26 protein-coding genes and 1 pseudogene are annotated in these 17,630 nt (G+C 52.5%); 25 read left to right on the forward strand and 2 right to left on the reverse strand.

The features are described from left to right. Window positions 1-60: 60 nt before the first annotated feature. From EQY_RS0109760 to EQY_RS26595, 10 genes are all read left to right on the forward strand, one after another. Entirely contained in the window at window positions 61-285 is a 225-nt protein-coding gene (locus tag EQY_RS0109760) for a DUF2732 family protein (RefSeq protein WP_000557701.1), read from the forward strand. Then, window positions 285-587 carry a DUF5405 family protein gene (locus EQY_RS0109765; RefSeq protein WP_001277944.1) on the forward strand — a complete coding sequence of 101 codons (303 nt, stop codon included), beginning with the start codon at window positions 285-287 and terminating at the stop codon, window positions 585-587. The genes EQY_RS0109760 and EQY_RS0109765 overlap by 1 nt, the downstream gene beginning before the upstream one ends. Beyond that, on the forward strand, window positions 587-811 hold the full coding sequence (locus tag EQY_RS0109770; RefSeq protein ID WP_001113259.1) for a TraR/DksA C4-type zinc finger protein: 225 nt from the start codon (window positions 587-589) through the stop codon (window positions 809-811). The genes EQY_RS0109765 and EQY_RS0109770 overlap by 1 nt, the downstream gene beginning before the upstream one ends. Next, window positions 808-1,083 (forward strand): DUF5405 family protein, encoded by a 276-nt coding sequence (locus EQY_RS0109775; protein WP_000027670.1) that lies wholly within the window; start codon window positions 808-810, stop codon window positions 1,081-1,083. The genes EQY_RS0109770 and EQY_RS0109775 overlap by 4 nt, the downstream gene beginning before the upstream one ends. After that, window positions 1,073-3,358, forward strand: a complete 2,286-nt coding sequence (locus EQY_RS0109780) for a replication endonuclease (RefSeq protein WP_000268578.1) — start codon at window positions 1,073-1,075, stop codon at window positions 3,356-3,358. The genes EQY_RS0109775 and EQY_RS0109780 overlap by 11 nt, the downstream gene beginning before the upstream one ends. Continuing rightward, the gene (locus EQY_RS0109785; protein ID WP_038808940.1) at window positions 3,358-3,810 is read left to right on the forward strand and encodes an ASCH domain-containing protein; all 453 of its coding nucleotides are present in this window, start codon (window positions 3,358-3,360) and stop codon (window positions 3,808-3,810) included. Before EQY_RS0109780 ends, EQY_RS0109785 begins: the two co-directional genes overlap by 1 nt. After that, entirely contained in the window at window positions 3,810-4,016 is a 207-nt protein-coding gene (locus EQY_RS26755; RefSeq protein WP_071987934.1) for a hypothetical protein, read from the forward strand. The genes EQY_RS0109785 and EQY_RS26755 overlap by 1 nt, the downstream gene beginning before the upstream one ends. Window positions 4,017-4,245: 229 nt before the next feature. Beyond that, window positions 4,246-4,977 (forward strand): hypothetical protein, encoded by a 732-nt coding sequence (locus EQY_RS0109790; RefSeq protein ID WP_000355825.1) that lies wholly within the window; start codon window positions 4,246-4,248, stop codon window positions 4,975-4,977. Between the two features lie 112 nt (window positions 4,978-5,089). Beyond that, a complete protein-coding gene (locus EQY_RS0109795) occupies window positions 5,090-6,379 on the forward strand; it encodes a hypothetical protein (protein WP_000669738.1) in 1,290 nt (429 codons plus the stop codon). 101 nt (window positions 6,380-6,480) lie between these two features. Beyond that, entirely contained in the window at window positions 6,481-6,666 is a 186-nt protein-coding gene (locus tag EQY_RS26595; protein WP_071987935.1) for a hypothetical protein, read from the forward strand. Between the two features lie 38 nt (window positions 6,667-6,704). On the opposite strand, the pseudogene EQY_RS0109800 reads toward EQY_RS26595, so the two are convergent. Then, window positions 6,705-7,739, reverse strand: a pseudogene (locus tag EQY_RS0109800) (phage portal protein). Beyond that, window positions 7,739-9,511 (reverse strand): terminase ATPase subunit family protein, encoded by a 1,773-nt coding sequence (locus EQY_RS0109805; protein WP_000156849.1) that lies wholly within the window; start codon window positions 9,509-9,511, stop codon window positions 7,739-7,741. The pseudogene EQY_RS0109800 and the gene EQY_RS0109805 overlap by 1 nt, the downstream one beginning before the upstream one ends. Window positions 9,512-9,684: 173 nt before the next feature. Here EQY_RS0109805 and EQY_RS0109810 point away from each other — a divergent pair, with 173 nt between their 5' ends. The 15 genes from EQY_RS0109810 to EQY_RS0109880 all read left to right on the forward strand — a co-directional run. Beyond that, window positions 9,685-10,539, forward strand: a complete 855-nt coding sequence (locus tag EQY_RS0109810) for a GPO family capsid scaffolding protein (RefSeq protein WP_001085947.1) — start codon at window positions 9,685-9,687, stop codon at window positions 10,537-10,539. Between the two features lie 58 nt (window positions 10,540-10,597). After that, window positions 10,598-11,671, forward strand: a complete 1,074-nt coding sequence (locus EQY_RS0109815) for a phage major capsid protein, P2 family (RefSeq protein ID WP_001248562.1) — start codon at window positions 10,598-10,600, stop codon at window positions 11,669-11,671. Window positions 11,672-11,674: 3 nt separating this feature from the next. Next, the gene (locus tag EQY_RS0109820) at window positions 11,675-12,418 is read left to right on the forward strand and encodes a phage terminase small subunit (RefSeq protein ID WP_024212500.1); all 744 of its coding nucleotides are present in this window, start codon (window positions 11,675-11,677) and stop codon (window positions 12,416-12,418) included. A gap of 99 nt (window positions 12,419-12,517) precedes the next feature. After that, window positions 12,518-13,027, forward strand: coding sequence for a head completion/stabilization protein (locus tag EQY_RS0109825; RefSeq protein WP_000988633.1), 510 nt, complete (start codon window positions 12,518-12,520; stop codon window positions 13,025-13,027). After that, window positions 13,027-13,230: a tail protein X gene (locus tag EQY_RS0109830; RefSeq protein ID WP_000846409.1), complete on the forward strand. Its 204-nt coding sequence runs from the start codon at window positions 13,027-13,029 to the stop codon at window positions 13,228-13,230. The genes EQY_RS0109825 and EQY_RS0109830 overlap by 1 nt, the downstream gene beginning before the upstream one ends. A gap of 3 nt (window positions 13,231-13,233) precedes the next feature. Beyond that, window positions 13,234-13,515 (forward strand): phage holin family protein, encoded by a 282-nt coding sequence (locus tag EQY_RS0109835; RefSeq protein ID WP_000123124.1) that lies wholly within the window; start codon window positions 13,234-13,236, stop codon window positions 13,513-13,515. Next, complete coding sequence (locus EQY_RS0109840) at window positions 13,515-14,012, forward strand: glycoside hydrolase family 24 protein (RefSeq protein ID WP_001144091.1); 498 nt, start codon at window positions 13,515-13,517, stop codon at window positions 14,010-14,012. The genes EQY_RS0109835 and EQY_RS0109840 overlap by 1 nt, the downstream gene beginning before the upstream one ends. Window positions 14,013-14,026: 14 nt before the next feature. Next, window positions 14,027-14,452 (forward strand): DNZ54_00345 family protein, encoded by a 426-nt coding sequence (locus EQY_RS0109845; RefSeq protein WP_000736593.1) that lies wholly within the window; start codon window positions 14,027-14,029, stop codon window positions 14,450-14,452. Continuing rightward, window positions 14,440-14,865 (forward strand): Rz-like lysis system protein LysB, encoded by a 426-nt coding sequence (lysB, locus tag EQY_RS0109850; protein WP_000040672.1) that lies wholly within the window; start codon window positions 14,440-14,442, stop codon window positions 14,863-14,865. The genes EQY_RS0109845 and lysB overlap by 13 nt, the downstream gene beginning before the upstream one ends. Next, complete coding sequence (gene lysC / locus EQY_RS26760; RefSeq protein WP_230041674.1) at window positions 14,765-15,010, forward strand: Rz1-like lysis system protein LysC; 246 nt, start codon at window positions 14,765-14,767, stop codon at window positions 15,008-15,010. Before lysB ends, lysC begins: the two co-directional genes overlap by 101 nt. Then, a complete protein-coding gene (locus EQY_RS0109860) occupies window positions 14,973-15,440 on the forward strand; it encodes a phage tail protein (RefSeq protein WP_000917191.1) in 468 nt (155 codons plus the stop codon). The genes lysC and EQY_RS0109860 overlap by 38 nt, the downstream gene beginning before the upstream one ends. Continuing rightward, window positions 15,433-15,885, forward strand: coding sequence for a phage virion morphogenesis protein (locus tag EQY_RS0109865; RefSeq protein WP_001001786.1), 453 nt, complete (start codon window positions 15,433-15,435; stop codon window positions 15,883-15,885). The genes EQY_RS0109860 and EQY_RS0109865 overlap by 8 nt, the downstream gene beginning before the upstream one ends. Before the next feature lie 66 nt (window positions 15,886-15,951). After that, window positions 15,952-16,593 carry a phage baseplate assembly protein V gene (locus EQY_RS0109870; protein WP_001093694.1) on the forward strand — a complete coding sequence of 214 codons (642 nt, stop codon included), beginning with the start codon at window positions 15,952-15,954 and terminating at the stop codon, window positions 16,591-16,593. Next, window positions 16,590-16,937, forward strand: coding sequence for a GPW/gp25 family protein (locus EQY_RS0109875; protein ID WP_000127172.1), 348 nt, complete (start codon window positions 16,590-16,592; stop codon window positions 16,935-16,937). Before EQY_RS0109870 ends, EQY_RS0109875 begins: the two co-directional genes overlap by 4 nt. Before the next feature lie 4 nt (window positions 16,938-16,941). Further along, on the forward strand, window positions 16,942-17,630 hold a 689-nt coding region (locus tag EQY_RS0109880), incomplete at its 3' end, for a baseplate J/gp47 family protein (protein WP_001121460.1).

Raw genomic sequence — 17,630 nt, forward strand, 5'->3', positions numbered from 1 at the left:
ATTAACCAGAGTTTTTAACGCACTTAATTGTGCGGGGCTTCTTTTTGCCTGGAGAAAGTCATGCATACAGTTTCTGAAAATCAGTGCGGTATATACGCATTACTGCTGCAACAGGCCAGAACCGAAGCACAGGCCGACGCTGCGACGCGCTTTTCTTCTCATCTTGACGCCATGATTCGCCACATCACAAAGGCGGAGTTATCCCGCGTGGAGATAGTCGAGCTGCTCAGTCAGGAGTCGGAAAAATTTCACAATATCGGATTGTCTCGTGGGGAGGTGCTTTGATGTCCTGTTCTCGTTCAATTGTATTACTGAATAACGCCTTAAAAATCGCCGTTATGGAAAATGGCGATTTGTCTCTTATTCAACTTGGTCTTGATAAAGAAAAGCGCGACATAACTGAATCTGTTATCGCGATTTATCAGAGCGAATTAAACCTCCTGTCTGATGTGATCAATTTACTTGTGAAACGCGCTGTATTTCACAAGCAAATTTCCTCAGTGGATGAACTGACAAAATTAACGACAGAACTCGCCAGCTATTGCGCTGATGAATTTAAGAAACTGAACGACAAAAGGAACTGGTAATGCCGGACAACGTAGATTTCATTCAGGAACAACAGGCTGAATTACTGGAGCGCCAGATTAACGCGGCAAGGGTAAAACATTGCTGTGCTTCTGCGCTGGTTTGCGAAGAGTGTGATGCGCCAATACCTGCTGCCCGTCGTGCGGCTTATCCGTCAGCCACGCGTTGTGTTTCCTGCCAGTCAGTCTTTGAAGCAAAAAACAAGCATTACCGGAGAATGGCATGAGTATTCGTATCGAAATTGGCGAACGTTATGTCGTTACCAGTGACAGCTTTCAGTTTATTCTCCACGAGAAAAAGAGAGCGGAAAGCGGTAAAAACGCCGGCCAGGAATGGCTGGCGGTGGTTGGTTATTACCCGAAATTAAGCCAGCTCGTTTCCGGCATGATGCATCACGATATTCTGACCGGAAGCGCAAAATCTTTTGCTGATTTAAACGCGCAGGTTGAGCAACTCAGCAAGCGTTGTTCAGAGGCTTTTGGCTCACATGGCCGTTAAAGCCTCCGGGCGTTTTGTCCCTCCGTCAGCATTTGCCGCAGGCACCGGTAAGGCGTTTACCGGTGCTTATGCATGGAACGCGCCACGCGAGGCTGTCGGGCGCGAAAGACCCCTTACACGTGACGAGATGCGTCAGGTGCAAGGTGTTTTATCCACGATTAACCGCCTGCCTTACTTTTTGCGCTCGCTGTTTACTTCACGCTATGACTACATCCGGCGCAATAAAAGCCCGGTGCACGGGTTTTATTTCCTCACATCCACTTTTCAGCGTCGTTTATGGCCGCGCATTGAGCGTGTGAATCAGCGCCATGAAATGAACACCGACGCGTCGTTGCTGTTTCTGGCAGAGCGTGACCACTATGCGCGCCTGCCGGGAATGAATGACAAGGAGCTGAAAAAGTTTGCTGCCCATATCTCATCGCAGCTTTTCATGATGTATGAGGAACTCTGCGATGCCTGGGTGGATGCGCATGGCGAAAAAGAATCGCTGTTTACGGATGAGGCGCAGGCACATCTGTATGGTCATGTTGCTGGCGCTGCACGTGCTTTCAATATTTCCCCGCTTTACTGGAAAAAATACCGTAAAGGGCAGATGACCACGAGGCAGGCATATTCTGCCATTGCCCGCCTGTTTAACGATGAGTGGTGGACTCATCAGCTTAAAGGCCAGCGTATGCGCTGGCATGAGGCGTTACTGATTGCTGTCGGGGAGGTCAATAAAGACCGTTCTCCTTATGCCAGTAAACATGCCATTCGTGATGTGCGTGCGCGCCGCCAGGCAAATCTGGAATTTCTTAAATCGTGTGACCTTGAAAACAAGGAAACCGGCGAGCGCATCGACCTTATCAGTAAGGTGATGGGCAGTATTTCTAATCCAGAAATTCGCCGGATGGAGCTGATGAACACCATCGCCGGTATTGAGCGTTACGCCGCCGCAGAGGGTGATGTGGGGATGTTTATCACGCTGACCGCGCCGTCAAAGTATCACCCGACACGTCAGGTCAGAAAAGGCGAAAGTAAAACCGTCCAGCTAAATCACGGCTGGAACGATGAGGCATTTAATCCAAAGGATGCGCAGCGTTATCTCTGCCGTATCTGGAGCCTGATGCGCACGGCATTCAAGGATAATGATTTACAGGCCTACGGTTTGCGAGTCGTCGAGCCACACCACGACGGAACGCCGCACTGGCATATGATGCTTTTTTGTAATCCACGCCAGCGTAACCAGATTATTGAAATCATGCGTCGCTATGCGCTCAAAGAGGATGGCGACGAAAGAGGAGCCGCGCGAAACCGTTTTCAGGCAAAACACCTTAACCGGGGCGGTGCTGCGGGATATATCGCGAAATACATCTCAAAAAACATCGACGGCTATGCACTGGATGGTCAGCTCGATAACGATACCGGCAGACCGCTGAAAGATACTGCGGCGGCTGTTACCGCATGGGCGTCAACGTGGCGCATTCCGCAATTTAAAACGGTTGGTCTGCCGACAATGGGGGCTTACCGTGAACTACGCAAATTGCCTCGCGGCGTCAGCATTGCTGATGAGTTTGACGAGCGCGTCGAGGCTGCACGCGCCGCTGCAGACAGTGGTGATTTTGCGTTGTATATCAGCGCGCAGGGCGGGGCAAATGTCCCGCGCGATTGTCAGACTGTCAGGGTCGCCCGTAGCCCGTCGGATGACGTTAACGAGTACGAGGAAGAAGTCGAGAGAGTGGTCGGCATTTACGCGCCGCATCTCGGCGCGCGTCATATTCATATCACCAGAACGACGGACTGGCGCATTGTTCCGAAAGTGCCGGTCGTTGAGCCTTTGACTTTAAAAAGCGGCATCGCCGCGCCTCGGAGTCCTGTCAATAACTGTGGAAAGCTCACCGGTGGTGATACTTCGTTACCGGCTCCCACACCTTCTGAGCACGCCGCAGCAGTACTTAATCTGGTTGATGACGGTGTTATCGAATGGAATGACCAGGAGGTCGTGAAGGCGCTAAGGGGCGCATTAAAACACGGGCTGAGAACGCCAAATCGTCAGCAAAGAAACGGAAGCCCGTTAAAACCGCATGAAATTGCACCATCGGCCAGACTGACACGGTCGGAACGAATGCAAATTACCCGTATTCGCGTTGACCTCGCTCAGAACGGTATCAGGCCGCAGCGATGGGAGCTTGAGGCGCTGGCGCGTGGCGCGACCGTAAATTATGACGGGAAAAAATTCACGTATCCGGTCGCTGATGAGTGGCCGGGATTCTCAACAGTAATGGAGTGGACATGATGGCAAAAATTCACGAGGTAAAGCTGCACGCAAAATATTTCGACCTTGTGCTGGAAGGAAAGAAACGCGCAGAGTTTCGGAAAAATGACCGTAATTATGAGCGCGGGGACACGTTGATTTTGCATGAATGGGTGCAGGGTGTGTACACGGGGCGAAAGGTTGAAGCCCGGATAACAGATGTTACTGACCTGTCAGACTGGCTGGAAGATTATGTATTGCTAAGTATTGAGCTGCTTAATACAGGCACATATGAGATTGTGAACTGGAAAGAACTTAGTGAGCGTGGTCTGGTATTCAGAATTAATCATGAAATTATGCATCAGCTCGGCCTTGCTGTTATGTATGAACCAGAGACGGGGATGTCTGGCGGGGCAATGGTTGCCATGGATGGAGCATGGAACTATTCAGATGAACAGATGGAGCGTGCACAGCAAAACGGGTGGCTTGGATAATGCACAGAATACCAGGCGAGATACCGCACCATAAAACTAAAAATATCAAGCTGATGGCTATTGTTCAGCGTTTACAGCGGATTATGGTCAACGAAAATCTGACGCCAGATGAGCTAGTCGGGTGTGCCGAAATAGTCCGGGATAATTACGGGCGGTTTAACCATATCGGTCAATCAAGAGTTACGCCACCACCACGCAGACGATAGAGAACGCCGCCAGTCGTGAAACTTGTTTTCAGGGCTGGCGGGGTTGAACAACGAGCGAAGCGAGGCGTTAGTTGACAGTCATATTTTTACTGCGTTGGTGCTGGTTTTTGACGGTTGAAAGGAGTTAGCTCGGAGAGCTAAAGCTAACAACTTACAAATATTCAAAAGTAAGCTTCCTGTTGCTAACATAAGGTCGATTTTTTATGTGGATGATGCAAAAAGGATAGCTATGGATATTGTAATCGCTTTTCTATCACTCGCTTTTTTCGTTGCTTTTTTCATCGGGTTAATCAAGCCATCACTGGTGCGGATGCCAAACCGTAAACGTGCAAGTGCGGTTTATCTCGGAGGTGGTTTTGCATTGAGCATAATTGGTTCAATACTCTACCCAACAGAAAAAAGCCAGCCAGTTGCTAAAACTGAAACAGCAACCGTAGCAGAACACCAGGCTCAAAAAACATTCGAATATACTGAAAAAACACTCAAGGAATATCGGAACGAGCCAAAGAAGACTCGACACGATATTGTGAATAGTTACATTAACTTTAAGAAAGTGCCAGTCACCGCATCAGATGCATTTTATGCCTGCATGAGTGAGTATACATTTACCAAAGATGATGAGTTGAAACTCGGTGATGTTCTTGGGTGGTGCTTTAATGATTATGAAAATGACCCGAATTCACTAAACAATAAAATCAATCTTGATACATTTCAGAGCAATTTTAGTGGTTGGGATGGTTCTTATCGTCCATTGGAAAAACTAATTAAAGATAATATGAACGATGATTCATCTTATAAACATGTGTCAACGGTATATCATTTGGTTTTGAATAAAGACCCGCACGCCATTGTGAAAACCACATTTCGTGGCACTAATGCTTATGGAGGAGTAGTTAAACAGACTATTGCTGCGCGTGTCGACATCCGAACGGGCGAAGTCGTTTCAGTATTAGATAACTAATCGTTGATGCCGTATTGACACTTGTTATACTAGTGGTGGAACGAGACTGTAATAGTCTGTTCCACTACAGGAGTAATTACCTTGACTGTAAGTTGCTTTTATTGAGGGAACTATGAAGTTTAAGACTGAATTGAGTCGAAAATTGCATGACTCGGTAGTGTTTGATTTGAAAAAAGACCTGGTAAAATTAGAGGGAAACCTAAAAAATACAGATTTGTTGTTGTCGTTTCAGTTCAAAATAATAAGGAATATAATTAGAAGTGAAAGGATGATCAAAGAATTAAAGTCTTTCTTAGGGGAACTAAAGGCAACAAAAAGAAAAGGTGGTTTAAAAAAAGAACAATCTAAACTTATTAAGGAAAATATTAAGAGTGTTGAGCAGGGTATTGATGATGTGAAATTTAAAATATATATCTTCAAAATGTTTGGTGATAGTGTTGCTTTTTTGTATTTGGATAAGTTTGATATTAAGCATTTTTTTTATAATGTTGTGGATTACAGTCCCAAGGAGTCAGCGGGCTATATGGGAGGGAAGGATGGCTTAAAAGAAGAATGGGAATTGGTGAAGAAGGCCTGCAAGGCTGGTGTTCCTACGTTACTCAATGATATTACAATGAGTATGAGGCATGGTGATGTTTGTTTACTTGGTGAAGGTGCACCAGTACTGGTGGAGGTGAAATCAAGTCAAAATAAAAATGATCGTGTTGAACGTCAAAAAAATAACCTTAATAGACTAGCTGAATTTTTAGCAGAAGATAAAGCTGAAGATTTTAGAGGGATGCCATTAGTGTTAAGGAAAGAACTGTGTTTTTCAGAAGTTACATATAAAAAAGAATTTAATGAGCATCTGAATGTATGCAGGAAAAAAGGAATTTCATGGGTAAGGCTAGAAGATGGATTTTATGTGGTATCTAATCGTGGCTGTGATCTGGAAATAGCATTATCACAGTTGGATCTTAGAGGGAGGAAAATTGCACCTATATTTTTGAATGAATATAAAAATAATCAATTGTGGGTTCCTTTAACTCCGTTTGTTAATCTTATAAATGATGCGCGTGATTTGTGTGACTTTATAAATGGGGAGTTAACTATTCTCTGTGTTCTTGATTTGGATTGTTTTAAACAAATAGCTTTGAATGAAGGGTTTGAGCTTGTTTTTGTCGATGGTGAAGACTATTCGATGATATTTAAAGAATTTGGTAGCTCATTGATTTGGGGTGTGTCATGGCAAATGATGCTTCGCACTCCTTTAGAAATGGTGTCAATGTCTTGGTTAATTAAAGATTCAATTGATAGATTTAAGCGTTTACAAAAGCAACATGCTGAGATGCAGCCTGTCACTGATGTTAATACATCCGAAACCTCCTTGTTTGAAAAATATAGGCCTCTTTTTACAAAGTAGTCAGATGCTGTAGGTGTATATGCTATTGCATTAATTTGCATGCAAAACAAGTAGAGGTAAAAACTCTTACAGGCTGCTTGGGGGATAGCTTTTGAATGCTAATGCATTTGCATTCAAATTGCCCCACGAAGCGGGCGGGCGAGGCGGGGAAAGCACTGCGCGCTGGCGGTGGTGCTGATTTTATTTTTTCAGCGTCTGAGCGCGTCGTGGCAGCGTTTAGTCTGCCCGTTGGGGTGTTGGTGTGTCTGCGGGGTATTTTGTGCGGTGGTGAGCGTGTGAGGGCGTGATGACGGGATGTAAAAAAGCCGCCCGCAGGCGGCGATGTTCAGCCGTTGTCAGTGTCCAGTGAGTAGTTTTTAAAGCGGATGACCTCCTGACCGAGCCAGCCGTTTATTTCCCGAATCCTGTCCTGTAACGGGATAAGCTCATTGCGGACAAAGACCTTTGCCACTTTCTCAATATCGCCCAGTGACCCGACGTTCTCCGGCTTGCCGCCCATCAACTGAAAGGGGATGCGGTGCGCGTCCAGCAGGTCTGCGGCGCTGGCTTTTTTGATATTAAAAAAATCATCCTTCGTTGCCACTTCACTGAGCGGGATAATTTTAATGCCGTCGGCTTTCCCCTGTGGGGCATAGAGAAACAGATTTTTAAAGTTATTGCGGCCTTTCGACTTCACCATGTTTTCGCGGAGCATTTCGATATCGTTGCGATCCTGCACGGCATCGGTGACGTACATGATGTATCCGGCATGTGCGCCGTTTTCGTAATACTTGCGGCGGAACAGCGTGGCTGATTCATTCAGCCAGGCAGAGTTAAGGGCGCTGAGATATTCCGGCAGGCCGTACAGCTCCTGATTAATATCCGGCTCCAGCAGGTGAAACACGGAACCGGGCGCGAAGGCTGTCGGCTCGTTGAAGGACGGCACCCACCAGTAAACATCCTCTTCCACACCACGGCGGGTATATTTTGCCGGTGAGATTTCCAGTCTGATGACCTTACCGGTGGTGCTGTAACGCTTTTCCAGAAACGCATTACCGAACACCAGAAAATCCAGCACAAAGCGGCTGAAATCCTACTGGGAAAGCCACGGATGCGGGATAAATGTCGAGGCCAGAATATTACGTTTGACGTAAATCGGTGAGCTGTGATGTACGGCAGCACGCAGGCTTTTTGCCAGACCGGTAAAGCTGATCGGTGGCTCATACCATCTGCCGTTACTGATGCACTCGACGTAATCCAGAATGTCACGGCGGTCGAGTACCGGCACCGGCTCACCAAAGGTGAATGCCTCCATTTTCGGGGCGCTGGCGGTCATTTTTTTTGCCGCAGGTTGCGGTGTTTTCCCTTTTTTCTTGCTCATCAGTAAAACTCCAGAATGGTGGATGTCAGCGGGGTGCTGATACCGGCGGTGAGTGGCTCATTTAACAGGGCGTGCATGGTCGCCCAGGCGAGGTCGGCGTGGCTGGCTTCCTCGCTGCGGCTGGCCTCATAGGTGGCGCTGCGTCCGCTGCTGGTCATGGTCTTGCGGATAGCCATGAACGAGCTGGTGATGTCGGTGGCGCTGACGTCATATTCCAGACAGCCACGGCGGATAACGTCTTTTGCCTTGAGCACCATTGCGGTTTTCATTTCCGGCGTGTAGCGGATATCGCGCGCGGCGGGATAGAACGAGCGCACGAGCTGGAACACGCCGACACCGAGGCCGGTGGCATCAATTCCGATGTATTCAACGTTGTATTTTTCGGTGAGTTTGCGGATGGATTCCGCCTGGGTGGCAAAGTCCATGCCTTTCCACTGGTGACGCTCAAGTATTCTGAATTTGCCACCGGCCACCACCGGCGGTGCCAGCACCACGCATCCGGCACTGTCGCCACGGTGTGACGGGTCGTAACCAATCCATACCGGACGGGAGCCGAACGGATTGGCGGCAAACGGTGCGTAGTCTTCCCATTCTTCCAGTGTGTCGACCATGCAGCGTTGCAGCTCCTCGAACGGGAATACCGACGCCTTGTCGTCAACAAATTCACACATGAACAGGTTTTTAAAATCGTCGGCGCTGTTTTCGCGTTTGAGCTGCTCAATGTCGAACAGTGTGCAGCCACCTTTCAGGGCGTCCTCAATGGTGACAATCTGCCGCCACTGGCCGTCCGCACAGAGAAGACCTCCGGCAAGGGCGTTATGACTGACGTCGATTTCCACGCGTTCGGCGGCGCTGGCGCGTCCCCGGTTGAACAGTTCACCCGACCAGAACGGGTAGGCGTCGTGCGCCAGCGTGGACGGGGTGGAGAAATAGGTCGAGCGCAGGTGACTCTGTGAGGCCATACCTGATGCCACCTTACGCAGTACCTGAAAATTCGGGATCCAGAAAATCTCATCGACGTACAGGTCGCCGTTATGGCTCTGTGCGGTGTTGGAGTTGGTGCCGAGAAAAATCAGTTTTGCGCCGTTATTGCCCAGGACAATCGGGTCACCGGTCAGGTCAACGTCAACCAGCCGGGCAAAGGCGATGATGTATTCGCGGAACACATACGCCTGCGTTTTACTGGCCGACAGAAAAATCTGGTTATGACCGGTTTTCAGGGCGCGCAGCAGCGCCTCGCGGGAAAAATAAAACGTCGCGCCAATCTGGCGGGATTTCAGGATATCGCGGATGCGGTGCTCAAGCCCGGCGCGATACCAGTGCAACTGATAGTCGAAAGACTGCTCAAAGAAAATCTGCTCCAGCTTTTCGATGGCCTCGTCACTGAAAAAATTCTTTTTCGGTTTGCGACGCGCGCCTTTGTTGCGGTTAGCGACGTTCGGATTAAGGTCTGCCTCGTTGCCGGTCTGACTGTAACGGTTTACCCGTGCCAGTCGTTCAATCTGGCGTCCCAGCAGGTCAATTTCCTTGAAGTCACCGCCGGTTTTCTGCGGTTTGATGATGAGCTGGGTCAGCCGCGCTTCCAGACTCATTTCGACACGGCTGATGGGGGCAACACTGTCCCAGCCGTCGCGCTGTTTCCAGCTCTGCACCGTCGGGCGTTTCATCTGCAACATGGCGGCAATCTGCGGCACGGAAAACCCCTGCCAGTACAGCAGCGCCGCCTGACGACGCGGGTCGTGTAAAAGAGTGGTGTCTGTGGTGATGGTCATGAATACCTCGCCGTGATGAATACACGGCAAGGCTACTGAGTCGCGCCCCGCGATTCGCTAAGGTGCTGTTGTGTCAGTGATAAGCCATCCGGGACTGATGGCGGAGGATGCGCATCGTCGGGAAACTGATGCCGACATGTGACTCCTCTAATCACTATTCAGGACTCCTGACAATGGCAAAAAAAGTCTCAAAATTCTTTCGTATCGGCGTTGAGGGTGACACCTGTGACGGGCGTGTCATCAGTGCGCAGGATATTCAGGAAATGGCCGAAACCTTTGACCCGCGAGTCTATGGTTGCCGCATTAACCTGGAACATCTGCGCGGCATCCTGCCTGACGGTATTTTTAAGCGTTATGGCGATGTGGCCGAACTGAAGGCCGAAAAGATTGACGATGATTCGGCGCTGAAGGGCAAATGGGCGTTGTTTGCGAAAATCACCCCGACCGATGACCTTATCGCGATGAACAAGGCCGCGCAGAAGGTCTACACCTCAATGGAAATTCAGCCGAACTTTGCCAACACCGGCAAATGTTATCTGGTGGGTCTGGCCGTCACCGATGACCCGGCGAGCCTCGGCACGGAATACCTGGAATTCTGCCGCACGGCAAAACACAACCCTCTGAACCGCTTCAAATTAAGCCCTGAAAACCTGATTTCAGTGGCAACGCCCGTTGAGCTGGAATTTGAAGACCTGCCTGAAACCGTGTTCACCGCCCTGACCGAAAAGGTGAAGTCCATTTTTGGCCGCAAACAGGCCAGCGATGATGCCCGTCTGAATGACGTGCATGAAGCGGTGACCGCTGTTGCTGAACATGTGCAGGAAAAACTGAGCGCCACTGAGCAACGCCTTGCTGAGATGGAAACCGCCTTTTCCGCACTTAAGCAGGATGTGACTGACAGGGCGGATGAAACCAGCCTGGCATTCACCCGCCTGAAAAACAGTCTCGACAACACCGAAAGTCTGACCCAGCAGCGCCGCAGCAAGGCCACCGGTGGTGGCGGTGACGCCCTGATGACGAACTGCTGACCGGCGTCAGTCAGTCCGGGAAAACCTTCACGATTAACCCTTAATTTCAGGAAAAACTATGCGCCAGGAAACCCGCTTTAAATTTAATGCCTACCTGTCCCGTGTTGCCGAACTGAACGGCATCGACGCCGGTGATGTGTCGAAAAAATTCACCGTTGAACCTTCGGTCACCCAGACCCTGATGAACACCATGCAGGAGTCCTCTGACTTTCTGACCCGCATCAACATTGTGCCGGTCAGCGAAATGAAAGGGGAAAAAATTGGTATTGGTGTCACCGGCTCCATCGCCAGCACCACCGACACCGCCGGTGGCACCGAGCGTCAGCCGAAGGACTTCTCGAAGCTGGCGTCAAACAAGTACGAATGCGACCAGATTAACTTCGATTTTTATATCCGCTACAAAACGCTTGACCTGTGGGCGCGTTATCAGGATTTCCAGCTCCGTATCCGTAACGCCATTATCAAACGCCAGTCCCTTGATTTCATCATGGCCGGTTTTAACGGCGTGAAGCGTGCCGAAACCTCTGACCGCAGCAGCAATCCGATGCTGCAGGATGTGGCGGTCGGCTGGCTGCAGAAATACCGCAATGAAGCCCCGGCGCGCGTGATGAGCAAGGTCACTGACGAGGAAGGCCGCACCACCTCTGAGGTCATCCGCGTGGGTAAGGGCGGTGATTATGTAAGCCTCGATGCACTGGTGATGGATGCGACCAACAACCTGATTGAACCGTGGTATCAGGAAGACCCTGACCTTGTGGTGATTGTGGGGCGTCAGCTACTGGCGGACAAGTATTTCCCCATCGTCAACAAAGAGCAGGACAACAGCGAAATGCTGGCCGCTGACGTCATCATCAGTCAGAAACGCATCGGTAACCTGCCGGCGGTACGCGTCCCGTACTTCCCGGCGGATGCGATGCTCATTACGAAGCTGGAAAACCTGTCCATCTACTACATGGATGACAGCCATCGCCGCGTGATTGTGGAAAACCCGAAACTCGACCGCGTGGAGAACTACGAGTCAATGAACATTGATTACGTGGTGGAAGACTACGCCGCCGGTTGTCTGGTGGAAAAAATTAAGGTCGATGACTTCTCCACACCGGCTAAAGCGACCGCAGAGCCGGGAGCGTAACCGATGACGAGTCCCGCACAGCGCCACATGATGCGGGTCTCGGCAGCGATGACCGCGCAGCGGGAAGCCGCCCCGCTGCGACATGCAACTGTCTATGAGCAGATGCTGGTTAAGCTCGCCGCAGACCAGCGCACACTGAAAGCGATTTATTCAAAAGAGCTGAAGGCCGCAAAAAAACGCGAACTGCTGCCGTTCTGGTTGCCGTGGGTGAACGGCGTGCTGGAGCAGGGCAAAGGTGCACAGGATGACATTCTGATGACGGTCATGCTGTGGCGTCTGGATACCGGCGATATTGCCGGTGCGCTGGAGATTGCCCGTTACGCCCTGAAGTACGGCCTGACCATGCCGGGTAAACACCGCCGCACCCCGCCGTACATGTTCACCGAGGAGGTGGCGCTCGCGGCCATGCGCGCTCACGCTGCCGGTGAATCCGTGGATATCCGCCTGCTGACGGAGACCCTTGAACTGACCGCCACGGCTGACATGCCTGATGAAGTGCGCGCAAAGCTGCACAAAATCACTGGTCTGTTTCTGCGTGACGCTGGTGATGCCGCCGGTGCGCTGGCGCACCTGCAACGTGCGACACAGCTCGACTGTCAGGCAGGCGTCAAAAAAGAGATTGAACGACTGGAGCGGGAACTGAAACCGAAGCCGGAGCCACAGCCAAAAGCGGCCACCCGCGCCCCGCGTAAGACCCGGAGTGCGACACCGGCAAAACGTGGACGCCCGAAAAAGAAAGCCAGTTAACAACCGAATGCGCCCCGCGCCAGGGCGGCACGCCGGTCAGTGAGGGTGAATCACCTGACACTGCACCGGCGTCCACCGCCCGACTTTTCAGAGGTAGTCATGATGACGCTGATTATTCCGCGAAAGGAGGCTCCCGTGTCCGGTGAGGGTACGGTGGTCATCCCGCAACCGGCAGGCGACGAGCCGGTGATTAAAAACACGTTCTTTTTCCCCGATATCGACCCGAAGCGCGTCCGGGAACGTATGCGCCTTGAGCAGACCGTCGCCCCTGCCCGTCTGCGTGAGGCCATCAAGTCAGGCATGGCTGAAACGAATGCGGAGCTGTACGAGTACCGCGAACAGAAAATTGCCGCCGGTTTTACGCGTCTGGCTGACGTCCCGGCGGACGACATCGACGGTGAAAGCATCAAAGTTTTTTACTACGAGCGCGCCGTGTGTGCGATGGCGACCGCATCGCTTTATGAGCGTTATCGCGGCGTGGATGCCAGTGCCAAAGGCGACAAGAAGGCTGACAGCATTGACAGCACCATTGATGAGCTGTGGCGGGATATGCGCTGGGCAGTGGCGCGCATCCAGGACAAGCCGCGCTGCATCGTGAGTCAAATCTGATGAAGACCTTTGCGCTACAGGGCGACACGCTCGACGCCATTTGTGTCCGGTATTACGGGCGCACTGAGGGCGTGGTTGAGACCGTGCTCGCCGCAAATCCGGGACTGGCTGAACTGGGTGCGGTGCTGCCGCACGGCACCGCCGTCGAACTGCCCGACGTTCAGACCGCGCCCGTGGCTGAAACTGTCAATCTGTGGGAGTAACGCATGACAGCAGAAGAAAAAAGCGTCCTGTCGCTTTTCATGATTGGGGTGCTGATTGTTGTCGGCAAGGTGCTTGCCGGTGGTGAACCCATCACCCCGCGTCTGTTTATCGGGCGCATGTTGCTCGGTGGTTTTGTCTCGATGGTTGCCGGTGTTGTTCTGGTGCAGTTTCCTGACCTGTCACTGCCTGCGGTGTGCGGTATCGGCTCCATGCTGGGTATCGCCGGTTATCAGGTGATTGAGATTGCCATTCAGCGCCGTTTTAAGGGCAGGGGGAAACAGTAATGCCGGTAATTAACACGCATCAGAATATCGCGGCCTTTCTCGACATGCTGGCGGTATCCGAAGGGACGGCGAACCATCCGCTGACGAAAAAACGTGGCTATGACGTGATAGTCACCGGACTGGACGGGAAGCCGGAAATCTTCACCGACTACAGTGACCACCCGTTCGCACATGGCCGACCGGCGAAGGTGTTTAACCGTCGCGGTGAAAAATCCACGGCCTCCGGTCGCTATCAGCAGCTTTACCTGTTCTGGCCGCATTACCGCAAACAGCTTGCCCTGCCGGATTTCAGTCCGTTGTCACAGGACAGACTTGCCATTCAGTTGATCCGCGAACGCGGTGCACTGGATGACATCCGGGCGGGACGCATTGAGCGCGCCATTTCACGCTGTCGCAATATCTGGGCGTCCCTGCCGGGTGCCGGTTACGGTCAGCGTGAGCATTCACTGGAAAAACTGGTCACTGTCTGGCGTACCGCTGGCGGCGTACCGGCTTAAACGGAGTAAACACCATGAAGAAATTATCCCTTTCACTGATGCTGAACGTGTCGCTGGCGCTGATGCTGGCACTGTCCCTGATTTATCCGCAGAGCGTGGCCGTCAGTTTTGTCGCTGCCTGGGCGATTCTGGCGACGGTTATCTGTGTGGTTGCCGGTGGTGTCGGCGTGTATGCCACTGAGTATGTGCTGGAACGCTACGGGCGGGAGCTGCCGCCGGAATCGCTGGCCGTGAAGATTGTCACGTCGCTGTTTTTGCAGCCGGTGCCGTGGCGCAGGCGGGCAGCGGCTCTGGTGGTGATGGTGGCGACGTTTATCTCGCTGGTCGCTGCCGGGTGGATTTTTACCGCGCTGATTTATCTCGTGGCGTCGCTGTTCTTCCGGCTGATATGTACGGCCTGCCGTCAGCGTCTTGAGGAGCGGGAACCATGTCAAAGCTGATGATTGTGCTGGTCGTGTTGTTATCGCTGGCGGTGTCCGGTCTGTTTCTGGTGAAACACAAAAATGCCAGCCTGCGCGCCTCGCTGGACAGGGCGAATAACGTCGCCAGTGAACAGCAGACGACCATCACCATGCTGAAAAATCAGCTTCATGTTGCCCTCACCAGGGCAGACAAAAACGAGCTGGCGCAGGTGGCACTGCGTCAGGAGCTGGAAAACGCCGCGAAGCGTGAAGCACAGCGCGAGAAAACCATCACGAGGTTACTGAATGAAAACGAAGATTTTCGCCGCTGGTACGGTGCTGACCTGCCTGATGCTGTGCGCCGGTTGCACCAGCGCCCGGCCTGCACCGACGCCAGTGATTGTCGCCAACGCCTGCCCGAAAGTGAGTCTTTGCCCGATGCCGGGCAGTGACCCGGAGACGAACGGCGATTTAAGTGCCGATATCCGGCAGCTTGAGAACGCGCTGGCACGCTGTGCCAGCCAGGTAAAAATGATTAAACACTGTCAGGACGAAAACGATGCTCAAACCCGACAGCCTGCGCAGGGCGCTGACTGATGCCGTCACGGTGCTGAAAACCAGTCCAGAGATGCTGCGGATATTCGTGGATAACGGGAGTATTGCCTCCACACTGGCGACGTCGCTGTCATTCGAAAAGCGTTACACGCTCAATGTGATTGTGACCGACTTTACCGGTGATTTTGACCTGCTCATCGTGCCGGTGCTGGCGTGGCTGCGGGAAAATCAGCCCGACATCATGACCACCGACGAAGGCCAGAAAAAAGGTTTCACGTTTTATGCAGACATCAACAATGACAGCAGCTTTGATATCAGCATCAGCCTGATGCTGACCGAGCGCACGCTGGTCAGTGAGGTTGACGGCGCACTGCATGTGAATAATATCCCGGAACCCCCGCCGCCGGAGCCGGTCACCCGCCCGATGGAGCTTTATATCAATGGCGAACTGGTGAGCAAGTGGGATGAATGAGTTTAAGCGTTTTGAAGACCGGCTGACCGGACTGATTGAATCGCTGTCACCGTCAGGGCGTCGGCGACTGAGTGCCGAACTGGCGAAACGTCTGCGGCAGAGTCAGCAGCGTCGGGTGATGGCACAGAAAGCCCCGGACGGCACACCCTACGCGCCACGCCAGCAGCAGAGCGCCAGAAAAAAGACCGGTCGCGTTAAGCGAAAAATGTTTGCGAAACTTATCACCAGTCGTTTTTTGCATATCCGCGCCAGCCCTGAACAGGCATCAATGGAGTTTTACGGCGGGAAGTCACCGAAAATCGCCAGTGTGCATCAGTTCGGTCTGTCGGAAGAAACCCGGAAAGACGGTAAGAAAATTGATTATCCGGCGCGTCCTCTGCTCGGCTTTACCGGTGAGGATGTGCAGATGATTGAAGAGATTATCCTGGCTCACCTCGACCGTTAGTTGTGCCATTCCCGACACCTCATCGTCACATTGCCGCCGGTATGACCCGGCGGCATCCTTCCCGTTATGAACACTCTCGCAAATATTCAGGAACTCGCGCGCGCACTGCGCAACATGATCCGCCCCGGCATTATCGTCGAAACCGACCTTAACGTCGGTCGCTGCCGTGTGCAGACCGGCGGCATGTGCACTGACTGGCTTCAGTGGCTGACCCATCGCGCCGGACGTTCGCGCACATGGTGGGCACCTTCCGTGGGGGAACAGGTGCTGATTCTGGCCGTGGGCGGTGAACTCGACACGGCGTTCGTTCTGCCGGGGATTTATTCCGGTGATAACCCTCCGCCGTCTGCGTCGGCAGATGCCATGCATATCCGTTTCCCTGACGGGGCGGTGATTGAGTATGAACCCGAAACCAGTGCACTCACGGTAAGCGGAATTAAAACGGCCAGCGTGACGGCTTCAGATTCTGTTACTGCCACGGTGCCGGTGGTCACGGTGAAAGCGTCAACCCGTGTCACCCTGGACACACCGGAAGTGGTCTGCACCAACAAACTGACTACCGGCACGCTGGAAGTGCAGAAGGGCGGGACGATGTGCGGCAACATCGAGCATACCGACGGGAAATTCACGTCTAACGGCGTTCAGGTGGATGACCACGGTCACGGTGGTGTTAAGTCAGGAGACAACTGGACACAGGGGACAAAATGACAGCGCGTTATCTCGGAATGAATCGCAGTGATGGCCAGACTGTCACTGACCTTGAGCATATCAGCCAGAGTATCGGCGATATCCTGCGTACACCGGTCGGCTCGCGGGTGATGCGTCGTGATTACGGCTCGTTGCTGGCATCAATGATTGACCAGCCGCAGACCCCGGCGCTTGAGTTGCAGATTAAGGTCGCCTGTTACATGGCGGTGCTGAAATGGGAACCCCGCGTCACCCTGTCATCTGTCACCACGGCGCGCAGCTTTGACGGGCGAATGACGGTCACGTTAACCGGCCAGCACAACGACACCGGCCAGCCACTTTCGTTAACCATCCCTGTGAGTTGAAACCATGCCGATTATCGACCTGAACCAGCTACCCGCACCGGATGTGGTCGAGGAGCTGGACTTTGAAACCATTCTCGCCGAACGCAAGGCGACACTGATTTCCCTTTACCCGGAAGACCAGCAGGAGGCGGTCGCCCGTACCCTGATGCTGGAATCTGAGCCTCTCGTCAAACTGCTGGAGGAAAATGCTTATCGTGAGCTTATCTGGCGTCAGCGTGTGAATGAGGCCGCACGGGCGGTGATGCTGGCCTGTGCTGCCGGTAATGACCTTGATGTGATTGGTGCCAATTACAACACCACGCGCCTGACTATCACCCCGGCAGATGATTCGACCATCCCGCCGACACCGGCAGTGATGGAATCTGACACCGATTATCGTCTGCGTATTCAGCAGGCGTTTGAAGGTTTAAGCGTCGCCGGGTCGGTGGGAGCCTATCAGTATCATGGTCGCAGTGCTGACGGGCGTGTCGCGGATATTTCTGTCACCAGTCCGTCTCCGGCCTGCGTCACCATCTCTGTGCTGTCACGTGAAAATAACGGTGTCGCATCCGAAGACCTGCTGGCTGTGGTGCGTAACGCCCTTAATGGCGAGGACGTCAGGCCGGTGGCCGACCGCGTGACCGTGCAGTCTGCCGCCATTGTTGAATACCAGATAAACGCCACGCTTTACCTTTACCCTGGTCCCGAAAGCGA

Source organism: Escherichia sp. TW14182 (assembly GCF_000208525.1).
GTDB lineage: Bacteria > Pseudomonadota > Gammaproteobacteria > Enterobacterales > Enterobacteriaceae > Escherichia > Escherichia ruysiae.

Excerpts from the sequence above, each read along its gene's own strand:
- EQY_RS0109760 (WP_000557701.1), top strand. The coding sequence starts at position 61 with ATGCATACAGTTTCTGAAAATCAGTGCGGTATATACGCATTACTGCTG.
- EQY_RS0109765 (WP_001277944.1), top strand. The coding sequence starts at position 285 with ATGTCCTGTTCTCGTTCAATTGTATTACTGAATAACGCCTTAAAAATC.
- EQY_RS0109770 (WP_001113259.1), top strand. The coding sequence starts at position 587 with ATGCCGGACAACGTAGATTTCATTCAGGAACAACAGGCTGAATTACTG.
- EQY_RS0109775 (WP_000027670.1), top strand. The coding sequence starts at position 808 with ATGAGTATTCGTATCGAAATTGGCGAACGTTATGTCGTTACCAGTGAC.
- EQY_RS0109780 (WP_000268578.1), top strand. The coding sequence starts at position 1,073 with ATGGCCGTTAAAGCCTCCGGGCGTTTTGTCCCTCCGTCAGCATTTGCC.
- EQY_RS0109785 (WP_038808940.1), top strand. The coding sequence starts at position 3,358 with ATGGCAAAAATTCACGAGGTAAAGCTGCACGCAAAATATTTCGACCTT.
- EQY_RS26755 (WP_071987934.1), top strand. The coding sequence starts at position 3,810 with ATGCACAGAATACCAGGCGAGATACCGCACCATAAAACTAAAAATATC.
- EQY_RS0109790 (WP_000355825.1), top strand. The coding sequence starts at position 4,246 with ATGGATATTGTAATCGCTTTTCTATCACTCGCTTTTTTCGTTGCTTTT.
- EQY_RS0109795 (WP_000669738.1), top strand. The coding sequence starts at position 5,090 with ATGAAGTTTAAGACTGAATTGAGTCGAAAATTGCATGACTCGGTAGTG.
- EQY_RS26595 (WP_071987935.1), top strand. The coding sequence starts at position 6,481 with ATGCATTTGCATTCAAATTGCCCCACGAAGCGGGCGGGCGAGGCGGGG.
- EQY_RS0109805 (WP_000156849.1), bottom strand. The coding sequence starts at position 9,511 with ATGACCATCACCACAGACACCACTCTTTTACACGACCCGCGTCGTCAG.
- EQY_RS0109810 (WP_001085947.1), top strand. The coding sequence starts at position 9,685 with ATGGCAAAAAAAGTCTCAAAATTCTTTCGTATCGGCGTTGAGGGTGAC.
- EQY_RS0109815 (WP_001248562.1), top strand. The coding sequence starts at position 10,598 with ATGCGCCAGGAAACCCGCTTTAAATTTAATGCCTACCTGTCCCGTGTT.
- EQY_RS0109820 (WP_024212500.1), top strand. The coding sequence starts at position 11,675 with ATGACGAGTCCCGCACAGCGCCACATGATGCGGGTCTCGGCAGCGATG.
- EQY_RS0109825 (WP_000988633.1), top strand. The coding sequence starts at position 12,518 with ATGATGACGCTGATTATTCCGCGAAAGGAGGCTCCCGTGTCCGGTGAG.
- EQY_RS0109830 (WP_000846409.1), top strand. The coding sequence starts at position 13,027 with ATGAAGACCTTTGCGCTACAGGGCGACACGCTCGACGCCATTTGTGTC.
- EQY_RS0109835 (WP_000123124.1), top strand. The coding sequence starts at position 13,234 with ATGACAGCAGAAGAAAAAAGCGTCCTGTCGCTTTTCATGATTGGGGTG.
- EQY_RS0109840 (WP_001144091.1), top strand. The coding sequence starts at position 13,515 with ATGCCGGTAATTAACACGCATCAGAATATCGCGGCCTTTCTCGACATG.
- EQY_RS0109845 (WP_000736593.1), top strand. The coding sequence starts at position 14,027 with ATGAAGAAATTATCCCTTTCACTGATGCTGAACGTGTCGCTGGCGCTG.
- lysB (WP_000040672.1), top strand. The coding sequence starts at position 14,440 with ATGTCAAAGCTGATGATTGTGCTGGTCGTGTTGTTATCGCTGGCGGTG.
- lysC (WP_230041674.1), top strand. The coding sequence starts at position 14,765 with ATGCTGTGCGCCGGTTGCACCAGCGCCCGGCCTGCACCGACGCCAGTG.
- EQY_RS0109860 (WP_000917191.1), top strand. The coding sequence starts at position 14,973 with ATGCTCAAACCCGACAGCCTGCGCAGGGCGCTGACTGATGCCGTCACG.
- EQY_RS0109865 (WP_001001786.1), top strand. The coding sequence starts at position 15,433 with ATGAATGAGTTTAAGCGTTTTGAAGACCGGCTGACCGGACTGATTGAA.
- EQY_RS0109870 (WP_001093694.1), top strand. The coding sequence starts at position 15,952 with ATGAACACTCTCGCAAATATTCAGGAACTCGCGCGCGCACTGCGCAAC.
- EQY_RS0109875 (WP_000127172.1), top strand. The coding sequence starts at position 16,590 with ATGACAGCGCGTTATCTCGGAATGAATCGCAGTGATGGCCAGACTGTC.